Annotated in this window: 18 protein-coding genes; 7 read left to right on the forward strand and 11 right to left on the reverse strand. The window is 57.0% G+C overall.

Translation table 11 applies throughout. The features are described from left to right. Position 1: 1 nt before the first annotated feature. On the reverse strand, positions 2–988 hold the full coding sequence (locus IHQ71_RS14280; RefSeq protein WP_258162624.1) for a BMP family protein: 987 nt from the start codon (positions 986–988) through the stop codon (positions 2–4). A 339-nt stretch (positions 989–1,327) separates the two neighbouring features. On the opposite strand from IHQ71_RS14280, the gene IHQ71_RS14285 reads away from it, so the two are divergent. After that, entirely contained in the window at positions 1,328–2,374 is a 1,047-nt protein-coding gene (locus IHQ71_RS14285; RefSeq protein ID WP_258162626.1) for an acyltransferase, read from the forward strand. Between the two features lie 115 nt (positions 2,375–2,489). Here IHQ71_RS14285 and IHQ71_RS14290 read toward each other — a convergent pair whose 3' ends face one another. The 3 genes from IHQ71_RS14290 to IHQ71_RS14300 all read right to left on the reverse strand — a co-directional run bounded on the left by IHQ71_RS14290 (position 2,490) and on the right by IHQ71_RS14300 (position 5,144). Further along, positions 2,490–3,497, reverse strand: coding sequence for a polysaccharide deacetylase family protein (locus tag IHQ71_RS14290; RefSeq protein WP_258162627.1), 1,008 nt, complete (start codon positions 3,495–3,497; stop codon positions 2,490–2,492). Then, on the reverse strand, positions 3,494–4,354 hold the full coding sequence (locus tag IHQ71_RS14295) for a glycosyltransferase (protein WP_374989995.1): 861 nt from the start codon (positions 4,352–4,354) through the stop codon (positions 3,494–3,496). Before IHQ71_RS14295 ends, IHQ71_RS14290 begins: the two co-directional genes overlap by 4 nt. A gap of 73 nt (positions 4,355–4,427) precedes the next feature. Further along, positions 4,428–5,144, reverse strand: a complete 717-nt coding sequence (locus tag IHQ71_RS14300) for a class I SAM-dependent methyltransferase (protein ID WP_258162629.1) — start codon at positions 5,142–5,144, stop codon at positions 4,428–4,430. 238 nt (positions 5,145–5,382) lie between these two features. Between IHQ71_RS14300 and IHQ71_RS14305 the strand changes: the two genes are divergently transcribed. The 4 genes from IHQ71_RS14305 (at position 5,383) to IHQ71_RS14320 (ending at position 10,359) form a co-directional block, all read left to right on the forward strand. Next, a complete protein-coding gene (locus tag IHQ71_RS14305) occupies positions 5,383–6,249 on the forward strand; it encodes an ABC transporter permease (protein WP_258162630.1) in 867 nt (288 codons plus the stop codon). A gap of 76 nt (positions 6,250–6,325) precedes the next feature. Continuing rightward, positions 6,326–7,531: an ABC transporter ATP-binding protein gene (locus IHQ71_RS14310; RefSeq protein ID WP_258162631.1), complete on the forward strand. Its 1,206-nt coding sequence runs from the start codon at positions 6,326–6,328 to the stop codon at positions 7,529–7,531. A 2-nt stretch (positions 7,532–7,533) separates the two neighbouring features. Continuing rightward, positions 7,534–8,739 (forward strand): glycosyltransferase family 2 protein, encoded by a 1,206-nt coding sequence (locus IHQ71_RS14315; protein ID WP_258162632.1) that lies wholly within the window; start codon positions 7,534–7,536, stop codon positions 8,737–8,739. 12 nt (positions 8,740–8,751) lie between these two features. Beyond that, positions 8,752–10,359 carry a glycosyltransferase family 2 protein gene (locus tag IHQ71_RS14320; protein ID WP_258162633.1) on the forward strand — a complete coding sequence of 536 codons (1,608 nt, stop codon included), beginning with the start codon at positions 8,752–8,754 and terminating at the stop codon, positions 10,357–10,359. Between the two features lie 21 nt (positions 10,360–10,380). Here IHQ71_RS14320 and IHQ71_RS14325 read toward each other — a convergent pair whose 3' ends face one another. After that, a complete protein-coding gene (locus IHQ71_RS14325; protein ID WP_258162634.1) occupies positions 10,381–11,445 on the reverse strand; it encodes an acyltransferase in 1,065 nt (354 codons plus the stop codon). Positions 11,446–11,589: 144 nt separating this feature from the next. Further along, on the reverse strand, positions 11,590–12,687 hold the full coding sequence (locus tag IHQ71_RS14330) for a glycosyltransferase family A protein (RefSeq protein WP_258162635.1): 1,098 nt from the start codon (positions 12,685–12,687) through the stop codon (positions 11,590–11,592). Between the two features lie 448 nt (positions 12,688–13,135). Between IHQ71_RS14330 and IHQ71_RS14335 the strand changes: the two genes are divergently transcribed. Beyond that, entirely contained in the window at positions 13,136–14,107 is a 972-nt protein-coding gene (locus IHQ71_RS14335; protein ID WP_258162636.1) for an NAD-dependent epimerase/dehydratase family protein, read from the forward strand. 3 nt (positions 14,108–14,110) lie between these two features. Here the strand turns inward: IHQ71_RS14335 and IHQ71_RS14340 are convergent, their stop codons facing one another. Then, positions 14,111–15,010, reverse strand: coding sequence for a glycosyltransferase family 2 protein (locus IHQ71_RS14340; protein WP_258162637.1), 900 nt, complete (start codon positions 15,008–15,010; stop codon positions 14,111–14,113). Between the two features lie 391 nt (positions 15,011–15,401). Here IHQ71_RS14340 and IHQ71_RS14345 point away from each other — a divergent pair, with 391 nt between their 5' ends. Then, the gene (locus tag IHQ71_RS14345; protein ID WP_258162638.1) at positions 15,402–16,559 is read left to right on the forward strand and encodes a hypothetical protein; all 1,158 of its coding nucleotides are present in this window, start codon (positions 15,402–15,404) and stop codon (positions 16,557–16,559) included. A gap of 69 nt (positions 16,560–16,628) precedes the next feature. On the opposite strand, the gene IHQ71_RS14350 is transcribed toward IHQ71_RS14345, so the two are convergent. From IHQ71_RS14350 to IHQ71_RS14365, 4 genes are all read right to left on the reverse strand, one after another. Further along, a complete protein-coding gene (locus tag IHQ71_RS14350) occupies positions 16,629–19,613 on the reverse strand; it encodes a tetratricopeptide repeat protein (RefSeq protein ID WP_258162639.1) in 2,985 nt (994 codons plus the stop codon). Positions 19,614–19,719: 106 nt separating this feature from the next. Further along, positions 19,720–21,183, reverse strand: coding sequence for an MOP flippase family protein (locus tag IHQ71_RS14355; RefSeq protein ID WP_258162640.1), 1,464 nt, complete (start codon positions 21,181–21,183; stop codon positions 19,720–19,722). After that, positions 21,176–22,513, reverse strand: a complete 1,338-nt coding sequence (locus tag IHQ71_RS14360) for a hypothetical protein (RefSeq protein WP_258162642.1) — start codon at positions 22,511–22,513, stop codon at positions 21,176–21,178. The genes IHQ71_RS14355 and IHQ71_RS14360 overlap by 8 nt, the downstream gene beginning before the upstream one ends. Further along, on the reverse strand, positions 22,510–23,448 hold the full coding sequence (locus tag IHQ71_RS14365) for a hypothetical protein (protein WP_258162643.1): 939 nt from the start codon (positions 23,446–23,448) through the stop codon (positions 22,510–22,512). The genes IHQ71_RS14360 and IHQ71_RS14365 overlap by 4 nt, the downstream gene beginning before the upstream one ends. Between the last annotated feature and the right edge of the window lie 10 nt (positions 23,449–23,458).

A 23,458-nucleotide genomic window follows, 5' to 3' on the forward strand; every position in this document is an offset into this window, starting at 1 on the left:
ATTACTTCGGCTCTTCCATGTTCCTGGGAACCTCGAATGTACCGGCCTTGATTTCGGCGCGCTTGGCTTCCATCGCGGCTTCTGCATCTGCCGGTGCCACGCCCTTGACGTAAGCGATGTCGCTGCCGCCTTCCTTCATCAGACCGAAGGGCGTGTAATTCTTGCCGACCGGCTTGCCGGCCTGCGCATCGGCGATGGCCGCGTTCAGGATCGGGCGGAAACCCCAGAGGGCGTTGGCGAAAACGGTGTCGGGGTAACGCGGCGAATAATCGATCAGCGAACCGACCGACTTGATGCCGCGTTCCTTTGCGGCGTCCGCCGTGCCGATACGCTCGCCGAACAGGATGTCGGCGCCGGCATCGATCTGGGCAAGACCCGCTTCGCGCGCCTTGGGCGGATCGAAGAACGTACCGATGAAGGCGACGAGGTGCTTGGCATCCGGGTTGACTGCCTTCACACCCTCGGCGAAGGCGTTGATCAACATGTTGACCTCGGGGATCGGGATCGCACCGACCGAACCCACCACGTTCGATTTGGTCATCTTGCCCGCGAGCATGCCGGCGAGATAGGCGCCATCATGGTTCCAGGTGCCGAAGACACCGAAGTTCGAGCCTTCCTCGTTGCCGCTGGAACCCAACACGAAGGATGTGTCGGGATAATCCGCCGCCACTTGGCGCGCTTCCTTTTCCACCGCATAGGACTCGCCGATGATCAGCTTGTTGCCTTGCTCGGCATATTCGCGCATGGCACGCGGATAGTCGGTGCCGGAAACGCCCTCGGAGAAGACATACTCGATCACGCCTTCCTTGGCCGCATCCTGAAGTGCCGCATGAAGACAGGAATTCCAGGCATTTTCGACCGGCGAGGCATGGATGCCAGCCACCTTGAGCGGCGTCGCCGCCCGCGCGAACGGAGCGAGCGTACTGACCCCGAGCGCGATGCCCGAAGCGATGACCGCACGGCGTGAAATCATGATTTCATTGGTCATGTGATTGATCCCCTGTTTTTTGACCATTTGGTTCAGAAACCATATGGAGGCGCCAAAACAGTGTCAAGGAAGGGGATCAATGGACGTCGTCCGCTCGAGATTGAGGGCAGATGACAATCACCCCAGAAGTGGAATTCAATTTCGAAATCGACTGGCGAAGGCGAAACAACGGACGCAAGTATACCATATTTTCATCTCGCCTTAGACTTGAGAGAAACAATACGATAAGCTTCTGATATCTTGCTTCAAATCCGCCTTTTGGCACAAAAAGGTGGGGGATTCATCGGCATACGATGAATTCTGGGCAGCGGGCGGGTGCTGGTGTGGGAGCGCAATGAGATGAGATCGCTGGCGCTGGACGGCTTGAGAGCGCTGCCGGTTTTGGTGATCATCGCCGATCATAGCTGGCTGGACGCGCTGGAACTGCCATTCGGCCATCTCGGAGTGCGTTTCTTTTTCGTTCTCAGCGGTTTCTTCATCACGGCGATGCTCATTCGCGCGCGGGACAAGGTCGATTTCAGACGGCAAAGCGCCCTGTTTTCCTTCTACGTCCGCAGAGTGTTGAGGACGTTTCCTCCCTACTTCCTGATGCTCGGTGTGGTTCTGTATTTCAATGTTGCGGATGTCCGGGACACCTGGCTTTGGCATGTGACATTCACGACCAATTTTCTCTTTGCCTGGGTGAACAACTGGGAGCCGTGGATACTGGGGCATATGTGGTCGCTTTGCATCCAGGAGCAGTTTTATCTTCTATGGCCCCTGTTGATCTTCGTTGTGCCAAAGACCCATTACGGCACTCTCTGCTGGGGCTTCATAGCACTTTCATTGCTATACAGAATCGTTGTCATCGCCATGGGACCGTATGTGCTTTGGGTCCATGTGCTGCCCCCCGCTTCCTGGGACGCACTCGCGGTCGGATCGCTGCTGGCGATTGCGAGAAGCCGGGACGCTCAAGGCCCCCGAATGAACTGGATGGTTTCGCTTGGCTTGCTGGGAGCGAGCCTCTGGCTTGCAGTGCTGGACATCCCCAACATGCATGTTTTCTGGTCCGTCTGGTCCTTGGGGGAGCTTGCCGGGCTCTACCCGCTGGTTCATCTCATCAACACCGTTGCCTCGGGTCGCGATTTCTACATACTGAAGTGGGCACCCATGGTTTTCCTGGGCCGGATCAGTTTCGGCCTCTATTTGTACCATGTCATGGCGATCGCGGCGCTCTACCGATACCTGCCTTCACAGTCGGAGCCAACGGCGCTGCGCTTCTTGTGCGTGACGGCGGTCACCGTGACCATCGCAATTTTGTCCTGGTACTGCATGGAGCGCCCGATCATGAGGGTACGGGACACTCTCATGCGACCCCGCCCTGCCGCGGCTGGAAGTTCAGCGTGAAGGCAGATCTCGCCTCGCCGACTTCGGGGAAGGAGAGGGCAAGCGATCGAACGGAACCATGGACAGTCGGCTGGCCGCAGGGCGGATGGGATACTTAAATTTGCACGTCCCGGGCTTACAGACCGAGCTTGCGAACAAGAACATCTCCGGACCAGTCGAGTACCTGATAACGCGGCAGTGTCGAGCGATCCGAAGTTGCCGATACTGGTTCGGCGATAGTGGTACAGGCTTGCATCAAACCCGCTTCTCGCACCAGACGGGCCGTCTCGGCGGTGTGACTGCCATAGGGATAGGCGAACGATACGACGGGTCTGCCTATCATGCCTTCGCAGGCAACCTTGCTTGTCGTGATCTCCAGGCGCTGCGCATCCGACGAAATTTCGCCCAGCGCCGGATGTGTGACCGTATGGGCACCGATCTCGATCCCGGGCCGACTCGCCAGTACGCGAGTTTGAGTGAGGCTCATGGATCGCGCCGCGACAGGCGCATTGGCGGAAACACCGGATTGCGTATGAAGGCTGATCATCGCCGCCTGGCGATCCGGTTCGCTCATGAACTTCAGGCGGGACCAGAGAGCAATATAGGCGGCTTGGCGCGCCGTGGGCTGTGTAATGAATGCGCGCCACCGGCGACGAACCTCGGACGCATCGATAGGCCCGAGTTGCACTGGTTCGGTCTCGGCATCGAGTTGCAGGGTGCTGCCTGCATGGGTCATCACAATTTCCTCGAGCGCATCCCACCAGAACCAGCGCGACGCGTCGATCATGCCGGTGCAGAGAAATATTGTTGCGGGCAGCCCGGCCTCGACCAGCAAGGGCGCCGCGATCTCGGCATTGCAGGCATAACCGTCGTCGAAGGTAATGGCCACGGCGTTGCCGGGCAGGCTTCCGTCGGCGTGTCTCGCGGCAAACTCCGGTAGAGAAAGTACGCATCGACGTCGTTTCAGAGCCTGCAGTTGTGACGTGAAGTTATCCGGTGAAACACAGAGGTCCCACGGGTCGCCGGCGGCGATGGCGATGCGATGGTACATCAGGATCGCCGGACGCTGGGGCTGGGGCAGCCCCAATTTTCGCCATGCGCGACCGGCAAGGACTTTGAGCTTTCCTGAAAGGTGGCTGTTCAAGGCGTTGAACTCCGCCGGGACGCAAATCGCCTGACTCTCGAGGAAATAGCCGACTTCACGGTCATCGCGAGCCTTCGGCCGAAATGATCGTCGACCTCGAATCCGGACGTCAGGCTCTTGAGCCCAAGCCCCATGGTCGACGGTCGGGCAAGGCGACGGAGCGAGAGTCTGGCAAGTTCGCGGCCGTAAAAATCCTCGAAGAAATCCCAGCCAGTTCTCCACGCCTTCTCAAGCGTTGGATCGTCTCCGGCGGCTGGCCGGTGTTTTTGCAAAACCGCCTTTGCGTATCGCAGCATATGGGCGGGGTTTCCCGTCATGTTGCTTTCGTGACGCCGATACTTCGTCGAGATCGAGTCATAGGCGGCAATCGGGTATTGGCGGGAAAGGCGAAGGTAGACATCGTAATCCTCGCATGCGCGCAGACTTTCGTCGAAGCCGCCGGCGTCCAGCAGCAATTGGCGCCTGTAGAGCACTGTCGCATGCATTGCGATATGATTGCCCGCCAGCAAGCCCACGTGTCCCTCCCGGTCAAGACGAGTGGGAATGCGCGTCAACTCCGCGCCCTTCGCATCGATCATCTGATGGCCCCCGGACACGAAGGCGGCTGTTGGATTTGCCTCAAGGCACGCGCGACTGTCAGCGATCGCATTCGGAAGAAGCAGATCATCGGCATCGAGGAACAGAATATAGTCGGATCGGGCGTGGCGCGCGCCCGTGTTGCGCGCACTCGAAAGCCCCTGATTGGCCTGCCACACATACGTGACCGTCGAATATTTCTTCGCAACCACCTCGGTTTCATCTGCGGAACCATCATCGACGACAATGATCTCGTTTGCCGGACAGATCTGGGCGAGCACACTCTCGATCGCCTCGGCCAGGAATCGCCCGTGATTATAACACGCGATGGCCACGGCGACGGTGCCCGCGCTCTCAGACGACATCGCCGCCGCTCTTTCGAACCGCCATAGTCACAACGATCGGATAGCTGGGATCGAACGGCTCCAGCTTGCGTCTGCTGACGTCCTTCTGGGCGAGGCCGTAGAAGAATGTGGTCGCCGCGAAGCAATTGCCGTGCGATTGCACGATGACATTCTCCCTGCCGAAAGTCGGCGCGAAGAGGTCGCCCAACGAGTTTGCGGTGAAAAGCCACTGCCAGCGGTCGCGCCAGTGATCGGCCACGATGTGCGAGACCGCCGGCACAGTGATCAAAGCAGTGCCGCCGGGCTTGAGCGCGTGGTGGATCGTTCGCACGGCGGTGGGAAGCTCGTGAATATATTGAATCACCTGGGTGAGGATCATGCAATCGAAGGCCTCGGCCGGCAGGGTTTCGATACGGCTGAGATCACCGACGATCGTCACCTCTGGGGAAGCAGTGACATTGAGGACATCAGCCTGCGCCACCCTGTCACCTCCGAACGTCCTGGTATAGGAGTCGTCGCCGACCTCCAGGGTTCGCCCCCGGACTCGATCCTTGTACTGCTCAAGAAATCTCTCGATATACAGCCGGTCGATCGGGTTTCCGCGCTCAAAGCCACCACCGGCGCTCAGTGGCGAAACAGGTAGCATCGAGATGTAGCGCGCCCAGAATTCCCTGATCAATCGCCCCCGGATTCTTGCAAAGAGACTTCTTTTCGATCCGGTTGCCATCTACGTCTCCAGTTGCAAGTCTTCACGAATTTTCGTGACCAAGCTGCTTTTCATAGTTGCGTCGCTGTCCCAACGTTTCAATAAGTAAGCACAGATCGTCAAGTCGAACCAGTTCGGAAAAGCTTGGCTGCGGCATTAAGGTAAACATTGATTATTTCAGTGTAAAATGCCTCTGCCTTTGACGGCCACCGGATTGCTTGGTACCTTCCTGTCAGGCGAATGCCATGGGAAAACAATTATGCCATTCGGCAGGTCATTTTTTGAGTCGTGGGTGCGACCGCCTTCCGACCCCGGCACGATTGTTATCACGCCCGCGGGCAAGTCCGCGGCGTTTGCGGTCACGGAGCTTCTGGCTTCGCGGGAGCTCGTTTTCTTCCTTGCATGGCGTGACCTCAAGGTCCGCTATAGCCAAACGTTTCTCGGCGTCGCATGGATCTTGCTTCAGCCCATAATTTCGCTGGTGCTCTTCGCCGTCATTTTCGGCCGATTTGCCGGCCTTCCGTCCGACGGCCTGCCTTATCCCGCCTTCATAATATCCGGGCTAATTATCTGGACCTTCTTTATCAACGGGGCGCTCAATGCCTCGACAAGCGTGGTCAACAACGCCGATCTTGTCTCAAAGACCTATTTTGCCCGTCTTGCAATTCCTTCGGCGATCATTCTGTCGAACCTCGTGGATCTCCTGGTTTCCTTCGTACTGATGCTGGTCATTCTTGCCTGGTACGGCGTCGAGCCGAGCTGGAGAATACTCCTGCTCGTACCCCTCACGTTGATTGCATTTGTCGCCGCGTGCGGCGCCGGCTTTTTTCTAGCCGCGGTAAATGTGGTCTACAGGGACGTAAAACACATAGTTCCTTTTCTGGCGCAGGCCTGGTTTTTTGCTTCTCCGGTGGTCTATCCTCTTAGTTTGTTCCCTGGTCCGGTTCATTGGCTGCTCGCACTCAATCCGATGACCGGTGTTCTCGAAGGCTTCCATTGGGCGGCGGGAGCAGCGACCGACCCATGGCAGGCAATTGCAATTTCCACGGTTTCCGCCTTTCTGATGCTCACAGTAGGGGTTCTTACATTTTGCCGCATGGAGAGTCGGTTTGCTGATGTCATCTAAGCCCGGACTTGGGGTGGACACGGCGATCGAGGTCGAGTCCGTGTCAAAGCAATATAGCAGGGGGTCCTGGAACACCTTGTCCGAGACTCTGACGAATGCGGGCAAAGCGCTTTTTCGCGGCCGGATGCCCGCACAGGCGGCTGAAAAAGGCATCTGGGCCCTCTCGGATGTGAGCGTTTCGATCAAACGCGGTGAAATCGTTGGCGTCGTCGGCAACAACGGCGCCGGAAAAAGCACCTTCCTCAAGATATTGTCTCGAATTACCACACCCACCAAGGGACGGGTGTCGTTCACGGGCAGAGTGGGATCGCTCCTTGAAGTCGGCATGGGCTTTCACCCGGAACTGAACGGCCGCGACAACATATTCCTCAACGGCATCATCCTGGGGATGAGCAAATCCGACATCGCACGTCAATTCGACGAGATCGTCGCCTTTGCGGGCATCGAGTCGTTCATCGACCTGCCCGTGAAGCATTATTCGAGCGGCATGTATATGCGGCTCGCCTTTGCCGTTGCCGCTCACCTCGAAAGCGAGATCCTGCTGGTCGATGAGGTGCTCGCCGTCGGCGATGTGAATTTCCAGAAGAAATGCATTGAGCGCATGTCGACGGTGTCCCGAAGCGGGCGCACCGTGATCTTTGTCAGCCACAACCTCACGGCCGTGCAAGCTCTTTGCGAGAGAACGCTGTGGTTTGAAAACGGCAGACTGACAAAAGACGGACCTACCGACGAGGTTCTCAATGCCTACCTGCGCCAATCGTCGTCCATGAAAGGCTGGTCGGAGCGCACCTGGCACGACCCGCAAACAGCTCCCGGAGACGACCGCCTCCGTCTTCGGCGGGTGGCGATTACTCCACTTGGCGGCGACCCGAGCGAGCCTATCACCATCGGCCAACCTTTCGTCTTCGAAGTCGAGTACTGGAATGGAGTACCTTCGGCGGATCTCGATATCACCTGGCTGGTCCACAACGCCGAGGGACTATTGCTGTTTGATGTGGGAAGCTGGGACAAGCGTGCGCTCCGCGACGTGGGTTTCTACAAGGAACGATGTGTGGTTCCCGCCGATCTGATGAACAATGGGCCGATCTATCTCACGCTCGAGGTGCATGAAGGCGAGGAACTGGTTCACCAGTTCACACGGGTAATGGGCTGCGAGCTGCTCGATAGCGGCAATGGCCGGCATGGCTGGTTCGAAGCGTGGCACGGCGCGATCCGCCCCCGGCTGGATTGGACGATAACGAAAACGGATGGAACGCACCTAGATTCACCGAGAGAAGGATAGCAATGCAATACGCTATCCGGGAATTCGACTTCGAGGCACCCATATCGCTCACGCTTCCAGAGAATTGCTCGGGCATTGCCATCGACGTCAGGCGGGGACCACGCCCGGTCGGGTTTCTGATGGGGCCGGTCGCGGCGGGTAGCACATTGACCGCCGATCAAATACAGGCCTGGGTCAAGCGTGATATCGAAACGGCGTGTCTGGAGCAGCCTGTCGTGAGTGCCCAGTCCGGGCGCTCCATGCCTTCGACCACCATCGTCATCTGCACCAAGGATCATCCGGATCTTCTCGCGCGGTGCCTGACGTCAATTTCCAGGCTCGCCCTCCCCGAGGGATCTGAACAGCCCGACGTACTTGTTGTGGACAATGCATCGCGCACGCAGGAAACGCGTGAGGTCGCCCTGTCCTTTCCGGGAGTTCGCTACGTCCTCGAAAAGCAGATCGGACTGAATTTCGCGCGCAACCGGGCCCTAGCAGAAGCCAGGGGCGAAATCCTGGCCTTCATCGATGATGACGCCGTGGCCGACGTCAATTGGTTGAACGGCCTGCGACAGGCCTGGGCTCTGGAGCCGGCTGCCGGCGCCTTTACCGGCCAGACGCTGCCTTACGCACTCGCGACCGAGGCACAGATCACGGTTGAGAAGATGGGCGGTTTCCGGAAGGGCTTTTTGCCCGTCGTCTTCCGCGAGCAGCATCGGTCCGATCCACTCTATCCCTGCACCACCATTTTCGGCAACGGCTGCAACATGGCCTTCCGCGTGGATGTCATGCGCGACCTTGGCGGATTTGACGTCGCGCTTGATATGGGCGCCCCCCTACCCGGCGGCGGTGATCTGGACGCGCTCTACAGCATTGTTCGAAGCGGCCACGCGCTTGTCTACGAACCCCAGATGCTGATCAGGCACGAGCACAGGCCCGACATGGAAGGCCTTCGCCGGCAGATCAGACGCAGCTGGGGAACGGGCTGCATGGCCTTTCTCACCAAGATGCGGGACACCGACCCGCTGATGCGGAACAAGGCGCGGCAGTTCATATACTGGTGGATCAGATCGATGCTCCGGCAACTGGTCGATCTCCGCCACGAACCGGCGGACATGCCGAGACCCCTGCTGCTGCAACAGTTCGTGGGCGCGATTATCGGGCTGACCGGAACCTATGGCCGCTGCCGGCGTCTTGCCGACCGTATCCGAAACCAGGCGAGCGGATAGGCGAAGATCAAGATGGCACCTGCTGAACAACCCCTCGTTTCCTGCATCGTGATCTTCTACAACGCCGATCGCTATATCAGCGACGCTCTCGAAAGTGTCGCTGCGCAGACGTGGTTGAACTGGGAGCTTGTGCTGGTAGACGATGGCTCCACCGACAACAGCCGGTCGATCACTGAAGCATTTGCCGCCAGATATCCGGAACGTGTTCATATTCTCGAACATCCCGGCCGTGCCAACCTCGGCAAAAGCATCGCGCGCAATGTCGGGTTTTCGGCGGCGACGGGCGAATTCATCGCAATGCTGGATGCCGACGATGTCTGGCTGCCGGAAAAACTCGCCGAGCAGGTCGCACTTATGGCCGCCCACCCGGAAGTCGATATCGTCTATGGCAAGGTCGAATTCTGGTACTCCTGGACCGGCAAACCGCGCGATGCCTTGAAGAAATACACGTCAGTGCTGGGAATTCCACCTGATACGCCGCAGGACGCGCGGCGTCTTCTCGAAGTGATCCTGCGCCAAACGGCGCGCGGCGTGGATGAGGTAACCCCCTATCCGTCGGCCATGATGTTCCGGAGAGCTCTGCTTGAGCGATCGGGAGCATGCGATCCGGATTTCAAGTTCCTCCACGATGACGTGGTCTTCTTCGTGAAGGCATTTCTCGTTGCCAAGATCTATGCGGCTGACCGGATCTGGGCAAAATATCGCGTCGCCCCCGATGATACGTATTCGCTGAGTTTCGAAGCAGCCTTCAAAGCCGGGGATTGGTCGGAGGGCGGCGAGCCGGAACGACGTTTGCTCGAACGCGCGGAACAGTATGTCGCATCGGCCACCCCGCCTTCGAAGCGCCTGGTGCGGGCACTGCGGCATGCACGCTTGCAATTCCAGTCTCCGCAATTTCATCGCCTATGGCGCCATCTGTGGGCTTTTAAGCAGATGGTCAAGCAACCGATCCTGATTGCTGCCCAAGCCTGGAACTTCCACGTTCGCAACCGTGCGCCACGTGCGGGCTTCGTGCGCTGGGGTTATCTACAACGTCGCATTCCGCTGCAGGAGATCGAGTACGTTCACGGACAAGCCATCGATCGACACTTTGCAAGGGCCTTCTGCCAGCTTCAGGAGGATCACATTACCGGCGACGTTCTCGAGTTCGGGGACTCCGCGCAGACCAGACGTTTCGGGAAAGACACCAGGTCGGTGAGCGTTGCCCCGGGCAGGAGTGCGTTAGACAAGGACTTCGCGGCACCCGGTGGCGGACTCTTCGACTGCGTGATCGCAATTGACGTCATTCAGTACCAACCCGATGTCGCGGTCAGCCTGAGCATCCTGTTATCACTGCTGCGGCCGGGCGGCTCCCTTATCATTTCCTTTCCGGCGCTGATGCCAAGCCTGGATCAAGCGGATCTCTGGCGCTTCACCGAAGGCGGTGTCCGCGAACTTCTCGCGGGCAATCTTGCGAGCAGCACCATCGAAATTGTGCCCTACGGAAGCACGGCTGCCGCGGTTGCCATGCTGCATGGCTTGGGCCTGCGTGACCTGAAGACGGAATTTCACAGCGGGCAGGACGCACGAAACGCAGTTCTCATCATGGCCTGCGTGACGCGCTCAGGGACGTCCACCTGATCAATCAACAATTCGTTGGAGCTAAGGAACTTCCGGCGTTCTGCCTCGGCGGAAAGCCTTTCCTCCTTGCGAAAGCCTTGCACTCAGTGTTGGCGCCAATGCGAGTGCGCGCTTTTCGAGAAGATGCCACGACAGATAGCCGAGCACCGCCGTCGTCGGCCAGGCGACGAGAAATAGCAACAGTGGTGTCGAGTAGTCACCGAGGATCACTCGTGTCGCCTGCAACAACGGCCACCCGTAAAGATAGAGGCCGTAAGATATGTCACCAACCTTCTCCAAAGCCGGCAACTGGATCTTATCCGTAGTTGCGAACCAGAGCACCGGGTAGGCGGCGAGGAGAAAACCAAGCATGAAATAGCCGGTAAATCCCGAAAGCAGGATCAGGATGCATATCGCGATTGCCAGACGTCCGCTCAACCCCCATCGTTCGCGGACGAAGTAAACGAGGGATCCAGCGAAGAAGTACGGGACGACGATCACGAATTCCGCGATCTGCGACGGCAGATTCGCAGACCCGGTAAAGTGGATGGCCACACCCACCAACGCCAGGACTGCGGCAATCCCGGCGATAACCCTGAAATTCAGCCATCCTAGGAAGAGAAGGATCGCGACGATCAGATAGGCATAGAGTTCCTGGCTGATGGTCCAGAGCGAACCATTCATCCCCTCATTAAGCGTATGCGGCCCGAAGGACGGAAAGGATACGGTCGGCACTTGCCAGCCAGTGAAGGGTAACATCGCGGTTTTGACCGTGTAGCGCAACGGCAGAAGCCAACTCCAGTAGTCGCTGAGTGCGACCGATGTGAAGATCGATCCGAGAATGCCCGCGGAGAGCAGGCAACACACGATCAGGGCCGGATAGATCCGCAGCACGCGCTTGACGGCGAAAGACACGACGCTGCTGCTCGACGCAGCACTGCGTGTAACGAGAAAGCCGCTGATGAAAAAGAATACGAACACACCGTAGATGCCAAGGATATTGGTTTCCCCGAGCAGCCTGACGAAGGGTTCGGCTTTCTCGTTTCCATCGGCGATCAGATAGGAATGGGAGAAAATCACGGTCGTGGCGGCCAGAACGCGCATCATCGCAAAATTCTGAAACTGTGGCTGCATTTCGTCCCGCCGTCACATCGTGCCTGGTGGCCCGCATGATACTTGTCTTAGCGCGGCCTATCCGGCGGCACAATGATCATCGGTCGCCACCTAGTGAGTGATCACCTTGCCCGTTGGCTAGAGATCGCCGGCATGACGAGAAAACAACGAGGCTTCGAGACGCGCGTCCTCCTCGCCAAGCAATCGCATTCGCCGCCGATCCCAAAACTGCTCGCGAGGCGGCGGCACCGGTTCGGCGGCCATATTGCGGAAAAGTGGCCCTGGTGGCGAAGCATGCTTGCCGTTGCGACGTTTGAGGGAAACAAATTTGGCGTAGCTGGCCAACCTGTACAAGAGGACCAGTGGTGCCTGCACTGTCAAAGTCATCGCACATCGCGCCGCTGCGCCAAACCGATGAGATCTCAACATCTGGATCATCTTGTATCCGAGAACGAAGGCACGCGCGCTGACCTTGGCGTAGTCACTGAGCGCCGGGCCACGTCGAATTCCCCGCTCCACGGCCTCCGTCATTGATCTCGCCATTCGGGAGTGATCCGACGACATATTGCCATCATACACCCGATAGCCGACAAGCCGCTCTGCGATTGCCGCGACCTTGTACCGTGCGAACAATCTGAGTTCGTAGTCCAAATCCTCGCATCCTCCGATTTTTGCGGCCGCATAGCCGGGGTCGTATCCGCCGACGCTGTCGATTGCCTCCCTTCTCAGCAGCAGGGTGCTTCCGTTACCGATGAATTTGTACGACATGTGCCGGGCATAGATGTATCCGCCCGGCGCCCGGGAACCGCCATGCCCGATAATCCGATCTTCCAGATCAATGAAATGGTAGAGTGCATAGACCCCGCACCATTCATCGGGTAACGAGCGAAGCAAGGCGAGTTGCTTCTGGATCTTGCTCGGGTGCCACAGATCGTCCGCATCGACGAAAGCGATATAGCCGCCGGCGGCTTCCGCCACGCCTTTGTTTCGAGCGGCGGCGACACCCTGGTTGGCGGTCGATATCACGCGAACGCGCGCATCAACGATGGCTACTTTCAGGACCAGATCGTGCGTATTGTCCGTAGAGCCATCGTCGATAACGATGATTTCCAGCATGGCATGCGTCTGAGCCTGCACGCTCTCCAACGTCCTGCCGATGAACGCGGCTGCGTTATAGGCGGGAATGATGATCGACACGAGCGGTTCGCCGAACGACTCCTCAATCAGTTCTGCCAAACCCTACCCCCAACGACCCCGATCCGACGGTTGTTCTCTAATAGCGCGCATTTCCATCGGTTCATAGCATCGTCCGAATTCTTGCCAACCGAGGTTTCAAAAGCGAGAACGGAATTGTTCCGCATCGGCCTACCCACTCGAAGAACGCTCGCGATGCTTGTGTAACTTCCAATCTTTACCACGTTCGGCGGCAATTAAAACGGAACACTATCAATATTTCGGAAAGTCTTATATGCTAAATCCAATATTAACCCAATGGAGCCCGCGCTGAATTGGATTAATACAAACGGCTCTGGTTTCCTGACGAAACTAGTCAGTAAATGTGCCAAGTACGGAAAATTGCTAGTCGATACTATTGGGCATGTTGATGCCCTCGCCGCAGCAAAAAACGGAACAGCGAAATAAAGGTGGGCCTTTGGAGCCAGTGTTTCGTTCAAGGGGTAGTCAAATGAAGAGAGTTCTGGTTTCCGGCGGCCTTGGTTTTCTTGGATCGCATCTTGTGAATTCGATGCTTAAGCGTCAGGATGTTGGGCAGATCGTTGTTGTCGACAACCTCTGGACCGGCTCCGCCGGCAACGAAAAGTATATCCGCGACCCGCGGGTAAAGATTTCGAACGCCGATGTCGAGACTTTCCGGAGCGATCAGCTGTTCGACGAAGTGCTCCATCTCGCCTCACCGGCATCTCCGGTTTGGTACGCAAACGATCCAACGCGAACAATCTCCGCTAATATCATCGGTGCTTTCCGCCTGAAAGAACTGCTCAAGCCAAACGGTCGCTTCTGCTATACGTCCACATCCGAGGTCTATGGCGATCCATTGGTTACGCCGCAGCCGGAATCGTATCGCGGTTCCGTGGATTGCACCGGCCCCCGCTCGTCATATGATGAATCCAAGCGCTGTACCGAAGCTTTCTTGTTCGAGAACAACCGTGTTCATGGATTGGATGTCCGTGTCGCGCGGCTTTTCAACGTCTACGGGCCGAGAACTCGGCCCGACGACGGTCGGGCCGTGTCGAACTTCATTTCGCAGGCGCTGTCGGGTGAACCGCTGACAATCTACGGTGACGGCGAGCAGTCGCGGAGTTGGGGCTATGTCGATGATATCATCGAGGGCCTTTCCCGCCTCTTCTGGAAAAGCGACTTCGACTACGTCGGCCCGGTCAATATAGGCAATGGCCGCGAAATCTCGGTGATCGATGTGGCACGATATATTGCCGACCTAGTCCCAGGTACACAATTGGTGTACTGTCCGCCGGCTCCACAGGACCCCACCAACCGTTGTCCCGACCTCACCGTTGCCGAGCGCCTCCTCGATGGATGGCGGTGCCGGACGGATTATGAAACGGGAATTCGGCACACGCTGGATTGGTTCGCGGAGAACCATTTTCCCAGGATTCGACGCAAGTTGAAAAGTGCATAAATCTCAGGACCGCAGCTTGGAAGATATTTTCGAGCACAACTCGATGAACATTGGCGGATAGAGCAAAACCCCTACGGCAATGTAGAAAGCACCCGAGTACTGACCGTGGCGGAACATCTTCACGCCTAGATAATAGACGTAGAGTTCAGAACGTACGTGCCGGCTCATGAACCTGGATGCTTTTCTCATCCAATCGAGTGTAGGCCCGGGCCGGAACGCCTTGCTGATCCGGCCTTCATATTCGGTGTCGTCGTAGATGACGTTCTCGTCCGCGCAATAGAGAAGGCGAACGTTATCGGCTCGCATTCGCAGCAGCAGATCGAAGTCCTGATGGCGCTTGAGGTGCTCATCGAAGGGATATTTCTTGAACAATGCCAGCGGCCCCAGCAGCCCGCTCGTCTGCATGTAATTGCGCTCGACGACAAAGTAATATGCCAGGTCGTCCCGATCAGGATCGAAGCCGCGCAGAGGGTTGGGAAAATCTCCCCAAAGCGTTCTGACCACGATCTTGTTGTAAACCAGCCAGTTCGTGTCGGACACCGGCCGATCAGCGACTATCTTCAGTTGCATTTCGAGCTTTTGCGGTAGCCACCAGTCATCGGAATCCAGTAGCGCGAGGAACCTGCCACGCGCTTCAGCCATGCCCCGGTTCCTCGCCTTGGCCGCGCCTCCGTTTTCCTCGAGCCGCACAAAACGAAATCGGCTGTCCTGTATCGATGCAAGTGCGCCTTGGACATCCTCCGTCGATCCATCATCGACAATGATGACCTCGACGCTGCTCTCGGTCTGGTGCAACACGGACTCAATGGCGCGTCGCAACTTGACAATGCGATTGAAGCAAGGGATTACGACCGACACGAGTGGGGCGAAGTCAGGATGTTCCGCTATCGTTGTGTTGGTCATATTCTAACCTTCTTTCGAAGAATATCTGGCTTCACCTAAGCAGGCGCCTAGCCCGCACGCGAGCAACGTCGCATTACCATTAAGTGTCGATCCTTGCGTGAAGTGGGGCAAGCAGAAAACGTATCCGTTCACCTGTTATGCTGGCGGCTAAAGGCGAGTTTTCAACTCGAAAAGACCGAGGCCATATCAAGAGAATAGACAGAAATTCGCTTCGCTTCGGCAAGCCCCCGCCGCTTTCGAATACATCTCTTCCTGCAAAGCAATAGCTACCCCCAAGGGAGGCACAAGTGTACCAATCGACAACATCGTTAAAACTGTAAGCAAATCCAGCACTGTTTCTTTCCATCGCTTTCGTACGCTGCAAAAAACCTGAAGAACGGGGAGCGTTACGGTGGCACTAATTACTTTGGATGGCGACGACGAGTGGATGCAGTCGGGACTATACAGAATAAAGAACAACGTCTGGAATAAGGGTGACCTGGTCAATGGGACCGATTTCATCCAGTCAATCAGCTTCAGCACCGACTCCTTCAATCAGAATATTGTCTGCACATGGGATTGGGGTCCGGACGGACCTGTCAAATCATATCCTTCCGTCATGGTCGGGTATTCGTCGAACCCCAATGCAACTGATGCCGTACGCGGCCAGATCTCAGACATCAAGTCCTTCGAAGTTTCCCATGATGTTGACTATTCCGGAAACACTGACTTGTTCAATGTCACCTACGATCTTTGGTTCCGGGACGAGTTTATTGGAAGCGATTCCACCGTCACCACTGAACTGATGGTATGGACGCACAAAGGCGATCTCGGAGACGGAGAAAAGGTCGGCACTTATAGCGATGGCTCCTATCGCGCCGACATCGTCACCTACATGAACGAAGCTCCATTCAACGGCGGCGAACTCCAGACATGGCGATACATCGCGCTCATTCCCACTGAAGACTACGACGATGTCACGCTGAATATGAAGGACATCATCGATCACCTGGTGCGGAAAGGCCTGGTGTCTTCGGATGACTATGTCAACGGGTATGAATTCGGTTCCGAGGTCGCGGGCGGTAAAGGGCAACTCGAGATCAACAGCATATCACACAACTTTGAGACTTACGCCGATGGCGAGGGTAGGCTTATAGAGGGCACACGCTTTGCTGATGACCTGTCAGGCCGCGACAGTGACGACGTGATTATCGGCCGGCGCGGCCGCGACACTCTTGACGGGTTGGGCGGCAACGACTTTATGACCGGCGGTCGGGCGAAAGACGTATTCGTCATTGACGGGATCGGCGACGGCGTGGATCACATCACCGACTTCAGACACGGCAGGGACGTGATCGACCTCGGCCGCATCTTCAGAGATGGCAATAGCCTTAGCAAGGCCGCGTTTGCGGGATCACAGTTTACCGATCTTGAGGATCGGTTGGCTTATGATCGGCAGACCGGAGAGCTCTACTATGACGCCGATGGAGCCGGCACTGCTTACGATGCCACGCTTGTGCTGGTCATCGACAATAAATCCGCAATCACCTGGAGTGATTTCGCCTGGTAGAAACGGACTTTTTGAGCCCATTTCTAACCTGAGGGCGCTCCTGACCCATCTGCGTGGTCAGGAAACCGCTCACATCGGCGCGTCCACCGCATCTCGCGTCGGATCCACGATCACCGAAATGACCCGGGCCGCGTCGTAATCCAACGGTCCTTTCTTGCAGCGCTCGGCGGAAACGCTTTGCAGGCACACGACGTTGATCGCCCGAATGGTCGACTTTGTCAGTATGCCGTCCGTCTTACCCTTGTAGATGCCTCTCTTCTTCAACTGTTTCTGCGTGAAATAGACGAACGCGTTGGGGTTCGAGCTCTTGATTGCCAGCAGCGTTTCCAATTGAATGCTCGAAGGTGCGGTGTAGAGCAAATCCGAAACCTCGGAATAGCCTGTCGTGTTTTCTGCCTTTGCCGAGGCAAGCAGAATTTTCTCCCGGATCAACTGCGTCGGAGTAAACTGATCGCGTCTGGCAGTAATGAGCTTTTCGGCAGCCGGGATGGATCGCTTCATCTTACCCCCAGGGGCATCTCGATAGAAGCTGATCAATTGGCGAGTGGCCTCGACATTCCCCTTGGCGGATTCACGCTCAAGCAACTTGATTGCCCGGGGAGGATCATTCTTCGTTCCATTAGGCCCCCAATATAGAATTGAGGCGTGAGCGACGATGGCTTCGGGACTGCCGCCGGCAGCCAACCTTCCGATCTCCTTGAAACCCCATTCTGGCTTCGACAGCCGGCCGAAGCGCTTGCCGATATGTCCCTGCGCCAAGGCTATCATAGCATAGGGGTTACCCTGCTTCGCCGCGTCCTTGAAATACTGGATTGCGAGTTCCGGATTTTTCTTGACGATCTGGCCATCCCGATAGATCTCGGCTAGCCGAAAATAGGCCCAGTTGTCGCCAGCTTTCGCAGCCGCAAGATAGGTCTCGATTGCGCCCTTTGCATTGGACTTGACGTAATCGCCCCGCGAAAGAAGATCACCCAGATATTTGAGCGCATAGGCCTCGGTCGCACCAGCCCGCTTAATAAGGTCAAGGGCCTTGGCAGTATCGGCCTTCACGCCCTGCCCCTTGGCATAAGCGTCCCCTAGGCGCAACTTGGCGGCCGAAACACCAGCTGCGTCGGCTTTCTCAAAGCTTTCGAATGCCTTCTTGAAATCGGCTGGAACCAGAAGGCCGTCGCGATAGATTTCGCCGATCCGGACCAGCGCATAGCTGTTGCCGGCCCCGGCCGCCTTCTCATAGAACGAAATCGCCTTGGCACCATCCAGAGCCACGGGGCCTCGCGAATAGAGGTCGGCGAGCCGCATCATGGCGTCACTGTCACCGGCTACGGCAAGCGGTTCAAGCAGCGCAAGCCCCTTGGATGGATCCGCGGCCACACCTTCGCCGCGGACATAGGCTTCACCCAACCGTATCTTGGCACCGGGCACGTCCGCGGCATCGGCCTTCTCGAAATAGCTGAAGGCTTCCTTCGCATTCTTGGGAACGAGAGCACCGTCACGATAGATTTCGCCGAGACGGATCAGCGCATAACTATTGCCCGCTGCGGCCGCCTTCTGGTAATACCCGAGTGACTTTGGGCCATCCAGTGCCAGCGGACCGCGCGAATAGAGATCGCCGAGCCGCATCAACGCATCCCTATCGCCGTTGTCGGCCAGGGTCTCGATCAAGGCAACGCCCTTGGCTCGATCAGTTTTCACGCCTCGGCCAAGAATATACGCCTCACCGATGCGCAGTTTGGCGACGGAAATATTAGCCTCATCTGCCTTTTCGAAATTCGCTAACGACTTCTCGTAGTCGGCTGGCACAAGCTGACCGTCACGATAGATTTCGCCGATTCGGATTAAGGCGTAGTCATTGCCGACCGACGCAGCCTTCTCATAATACGTGAGTGCCTTTGCGCCGTCCAAAGGGAGTGGGCCACGCGAATAGAAATCACCGAGGCGCGTCAATGCGTCCTTGTCGCCAGCGATTGCCAGCGGCTCGATCAATGCGAGACCCTTGGCCTGATCGACAGCGACCCCTTGACCGCGAATATAGGCTTCAGCGAGCCGAATCTTGGCAAACGGAACCTTCGCGGCATCCGCCTTCTCGAAATTCTCGAATGCCTTCTTGTAGTCTGCTGGAACGAGCGATCCGTCGCTATAAATCTCGCCGATGCGGATGAAAGCATAGCTATTCAGCGCCGCGGCCGCCTTCGAGTAGTAGGCGAGCGCCTTGGCGCCATCCAAAGTCAGCGGTCCGCGCGAGTAGAGATCGCCGAGCCGCATCAGCGCATCCTTGTCGCCGGATGCCGCGACCTGCTCGATCAGCGCGAGACCCTTGGCTTGATCGACATCGACGCCTTGGCCGCGAATATAGGCTTCACCGAGCCGAACCTTAGCAGCTGGCACCTTGGCGGCATCAGCCGTCTCGAAATAGCCGAAGGCTTTCTTGGCGTCCGCCGGAACGAGTGTTCCATCGCGATAAATCTCGCCGATTCGGACCAACGCATAACCGTTGCCGGCCATCGCTGCCTTACCGTAATATGCCAGAGCCTTGGGACCATCCAGCGCGAGCGGGCCGCGCGAATAGAGATCGCCGAGCCGCATCAGCGCTTCCTTGTCGCCGGATGCTGCACGAGGCTCGATCAGCGCAAGGCCCTTCGGCTGATCCACGGCCACGCCTTCACCGCGAATATGGGCTTCACCAAGCCGAATCTTCGCCGCCGGCACCTTTGCGGCGTCCGCCTTTTGGAAGTTCTCGATCGCCTTCTTGAAATCGACAGGGACGAGCAATCCGTCGCGATAGATCTCGCCGATACGTATGAAGGCGTAACCATTGCCAGCTGTGGCGGCCTTCTCGTAGAAGGACAGTGCCTTGGCAACATCCAGCGTCACGGCCCCACGCGAATAGAAATCGCCTAGCCGCATCAACGCCTCCGTGTTGCCCGAGGCCGCGTCACTTTCCAGTTTCTTCAGGTCCGGTGTCGGCTCGGCTGCCGCCGTCCGATCAAAGCCGATAAAGAAGATTGAGGACAGCCCTATGAGGCCGATCGAGAGAAGGTGGGACGTCGAACGCATGAGTAAACTCCCTCATTCAGTGTGTCCGCATGGCGCAAGTATGCGGCAGTGCATCAATTCTGTCCATAATCAAATATGGAAATCACGGAATTTTCATCGCTCGCATCTAACCTTTGGTCGCTGCGGCGCGTCTATATTTTAGCAGATCGAACAATATTTTGTTTCGCGTGAGTAAGCAGAGGACGACATAGGCAGCAAGACCGAAGCTCAGGACAATCATTGTCAGTTCCAAAGTCGGTAGTTTGCTCAGCAGATACTGCCGCAGCATTTCCGAGAGCAGGATAACGATGCCTGATTCAGCCAGCGACGGAAGTAACAACAACAGCGTCTTGCGGAGACTCAGTTCGATATATCCCATCGCAATCTTGAGATTTGCCACTGCCGAAATGGCTGCCCAAGCGGCGTAGGCGGTGGCGACACCGAGTATCCCGTAGTTCACGCCGATGGCCATCGCCACGACGAAAACGACAGCCAGGAATATGCTGAGTTGGAACTGTTCCTTGGTTTTTCCGAGCGCCGTAAAAATCCACCCGACAGGAAAGACGATCGATTGCATGAGCCCGACCAGGCTGAGAATTCTCAGCACCGGCGCCGCCCCAACCCAGGCCTCGCCAAACATCAGGACAATGATCTGTTCGGACAATACGAATACGGCCCCCATCAAAGGGAACAGGATGAAGGCGATGGCGCGCAGCGCGTAAGTGTACGTCTCGCGAAAGCTGTCGATATCATCTTGCAGCCTGGAAAGGACGGGAAACATCACCTGCCCCACGATCAGCCCGATCATATTGAGAGGCAGATACATGAGCGTATATGCACGGCCGTAAAGCCCGAGATCGACAGCCCCGAGCGCCTTGCCGATGACGAGGTTGTCGCCATTGCGAAGCCAGTAATTGAGGATCGTATGGCCGCTGAGATAGCCCCCGTAGCGGAACATGAAGCCCAGTGCGCTTTTCTCGAAGGCAAACGACGGCCGCCAGGGTGAGATCACCCATATCGCGACGGTAAACGTCGCCGCACTGATCACCGGCTGCCATGCGAGCGAATAGACGCCCCATCCGAAGTAGGCCATCGAGACGCATCCAATCCCGGAGGCGATTGTTGCGATCACTGAGGCAATTCCTATTTGATCAAATCGGTATTCCCTCTGGCCCAACGCTGCCTGCGTTTGGCCGAGCGCCAGAAACATGAAGGTCAACGAAATGATCTTCGTCAGCGGTTCCAATTCGGGCAACGCGTAGAAACGCGCAATCGCCGGCGCGAGCGACCAGAAGAGCAAGCTTATCGCTCCGCCCACCATGATCTGCAGCCAAAATCCGGTCGAAATGTCTGAATTAGTCAAATTTTGGCGGTGCACGAGCGAGGCGCTGATCCCCATATCCGCCAGTACCTGGGCAAACCCCGAAAAGATGAGAATCATGCCGACGAGTCCGAACTCCTCCGGCGAGAGCAATCTTGCTGTGATGACGGCAATGAATACCTGGAACAGCTGCGTCGTCATTCGTGATAGAAAGGACCACGAAATGCCGCGGACGATCACCTGTCCCTGCCCGTCTGAAGGGTTACTCATCGCCAGTCTTCCCTAGGAGCGTGAATTTCTCGGCCGAGATGTCCACGATCAGCAATCGACCATCGCGAAGCCGTATCTTTTCTATGTTTCCCAACTCGAAATTGCTCTTGCTCACGACAAACGGATCATAACCAAGGATCGCCGCCGAGGGAGGCACGCGGCGCCGGACCGCACAATACGTTTTCACCCAGGACTGGGGCGGCCTGAAATTTTCGTCCAGGGACAGCCGCAGGAGTATGGCCTCGCACACATATATGGCGCGGCCGGTCTCCATGGTACTCGCGATCAGTTCAATCGAATAGGGCGCACGGCAAGTGTAATCCAACGCGTTGTCCACTATGGCTATCCAGTCTTGGACGGGCCAAGTCCCATTGCGGAGATGGACATTGTCCCGCATTTCATAGATCACACGCAGCAAATCATAGATGTTGACAATATGATACTCGAAGCCCGTACCCCAAAGGCTGATGTCGCGCTCAAGATAGCCATCGCTGAACTGGAACCCGAACATTTTGCTCCGAATGTGTCTCCGCAATCGGACTACCGTTCGCCTCAAGGCTCCGCGCGCCTTCCTTTTCGGAAATTCTGGAAGGAAAGACAGCGAAAAGGTAAGTTCCCGGAACCTGCTGTCAAAGAAAGAGAAGATCTTCCAGCTGAGCGACCGGTTTTGCTCAAGCACAGCCTGCAGCGCATCAAGAGCCGACCTGACGCGGTCCAGGTAAGACGCTGCCTCGGCCTCGGGGATCACCCCTCTGTTCAGGCAATGAATAAGCGTCGCCAAAGTGTCCAGATGCGTGTTCAACACCATGCAGTTCTTGAGCGAGGAACCCCAGGCGTGGTTGGAGGTCGGCCGTGATGGATCAAGTGCGCGGGTTTCGGCCAACTCCAGGGAATCATGCAGAAACCACAATCCGACAGGAAGCGTCTCCGAATAGCTGACATGCCTGTCGAGGACACTTCGAAGGTCTTCCAGTCGGCAGAGACCATCCTGCCATCCCTCGAGCAAAAGCCGAACGGCGGTGGCGGTAAACCTGAAATGGATTTCTTCCGGCGAACCTGTCCAGGCGCCGTGGCTGAAGAAACCGTCGCACTGGGACATTCTGGTAAGAAGCGCATCGACGATCTGTTTACGCTCGCCGGCAAAGCCACCAGGACGCATCCAATCCAATGCCTTCAATGCCAGATAGACGCTGTAGCCGTCCATCTCCATCGTCGTGTCGTTGCGACGGTCATTCAGCACCCCGTCCAGATAAAGCTCTGACAAGCCGTCTGGGATCGAGATCGGCAGGAAGGTACCGATCGGATTGACTGTGATCGAGGCATTCATCATCGGGCAGACCCATAATCCAATTTGCGCTCATCACGCGGAAGCATCCCGCTCTTCGCCCATGGGTCACCGAATCGTTCCACCATGGCGGCTATCATCCGGTCATTTCCCGTCGCCAACTGATTGCTGTTCCAAAGCGCACTGTCCTCCGTTCCATCCCACGCAATCAAAGGACGGACCCGTCCCACCTTCCGGAAGGACGCGCCGGTTCTGGCGGCCATGAAGAAGAACCAGATGTCATCGCCGGTCGGGCAATAGGTGAGAAAGTAATCCGGATTTGTCACATCCGGGTGAAGGATTCCGGGCGGGTAAAGTATTCCTCCCGCACCCGTCGGGAAAATCCTGGAAGAGGAACTGGTGTCGGACGTCCCATGAACCCATTCGAGATAGGGATCCGGTTTCCCTTGTTCGTCGCTATAGATGATCTTATGAGCCCGATGGCACAACACTTCCCGGGCGCCGGGTCGAATCCCTTCGACCAATTCCTTTAGCCACGTCGGCGGATAATAGATGTCATCGTCCGTCGTGACGATCGCGGCATCTGGTGTCTCAAGGAGTTGCGGGATCAGCTTCTTGTACGGCCGCCAATCCTTGCATGTCTTGATCGAAAGCCCCGACACTCGGAGATTCAACACGTCCATCGGCAGGCGAGCATAATCGTCGTCAGCGATCCAAAGCACCACTTCATCCGCTCGCATGGACTGCATGAGCAGGGATTTGAGCGAAAGTGCCAGTGTCGAATATCGGGGCGGATAGGACGTCATCGACACAATAAGCTTGTGCGACAGCGTGTGTGAGGCCGGCTTGCCACCAAGTCCACGCCCGTGCAGCCACCAACGAACTCTGACTTCGATGGCATGCCATCGAGCGGGCGCAAATACCCTGCGTTTAAAGCGACGCGCCAGTTCAATGAGAGAGGCAAATAAGGAAACCATCAAGCAAAAGACC

The organism is Rhizobium sp. TH2, from assembly GCF_024707525.1.
Lineage (GTDB): Bacteria > Pseudomonadota > Alphaproteobacteria > Rhizobiales > Rhizobiaceae > Rhizobium_E.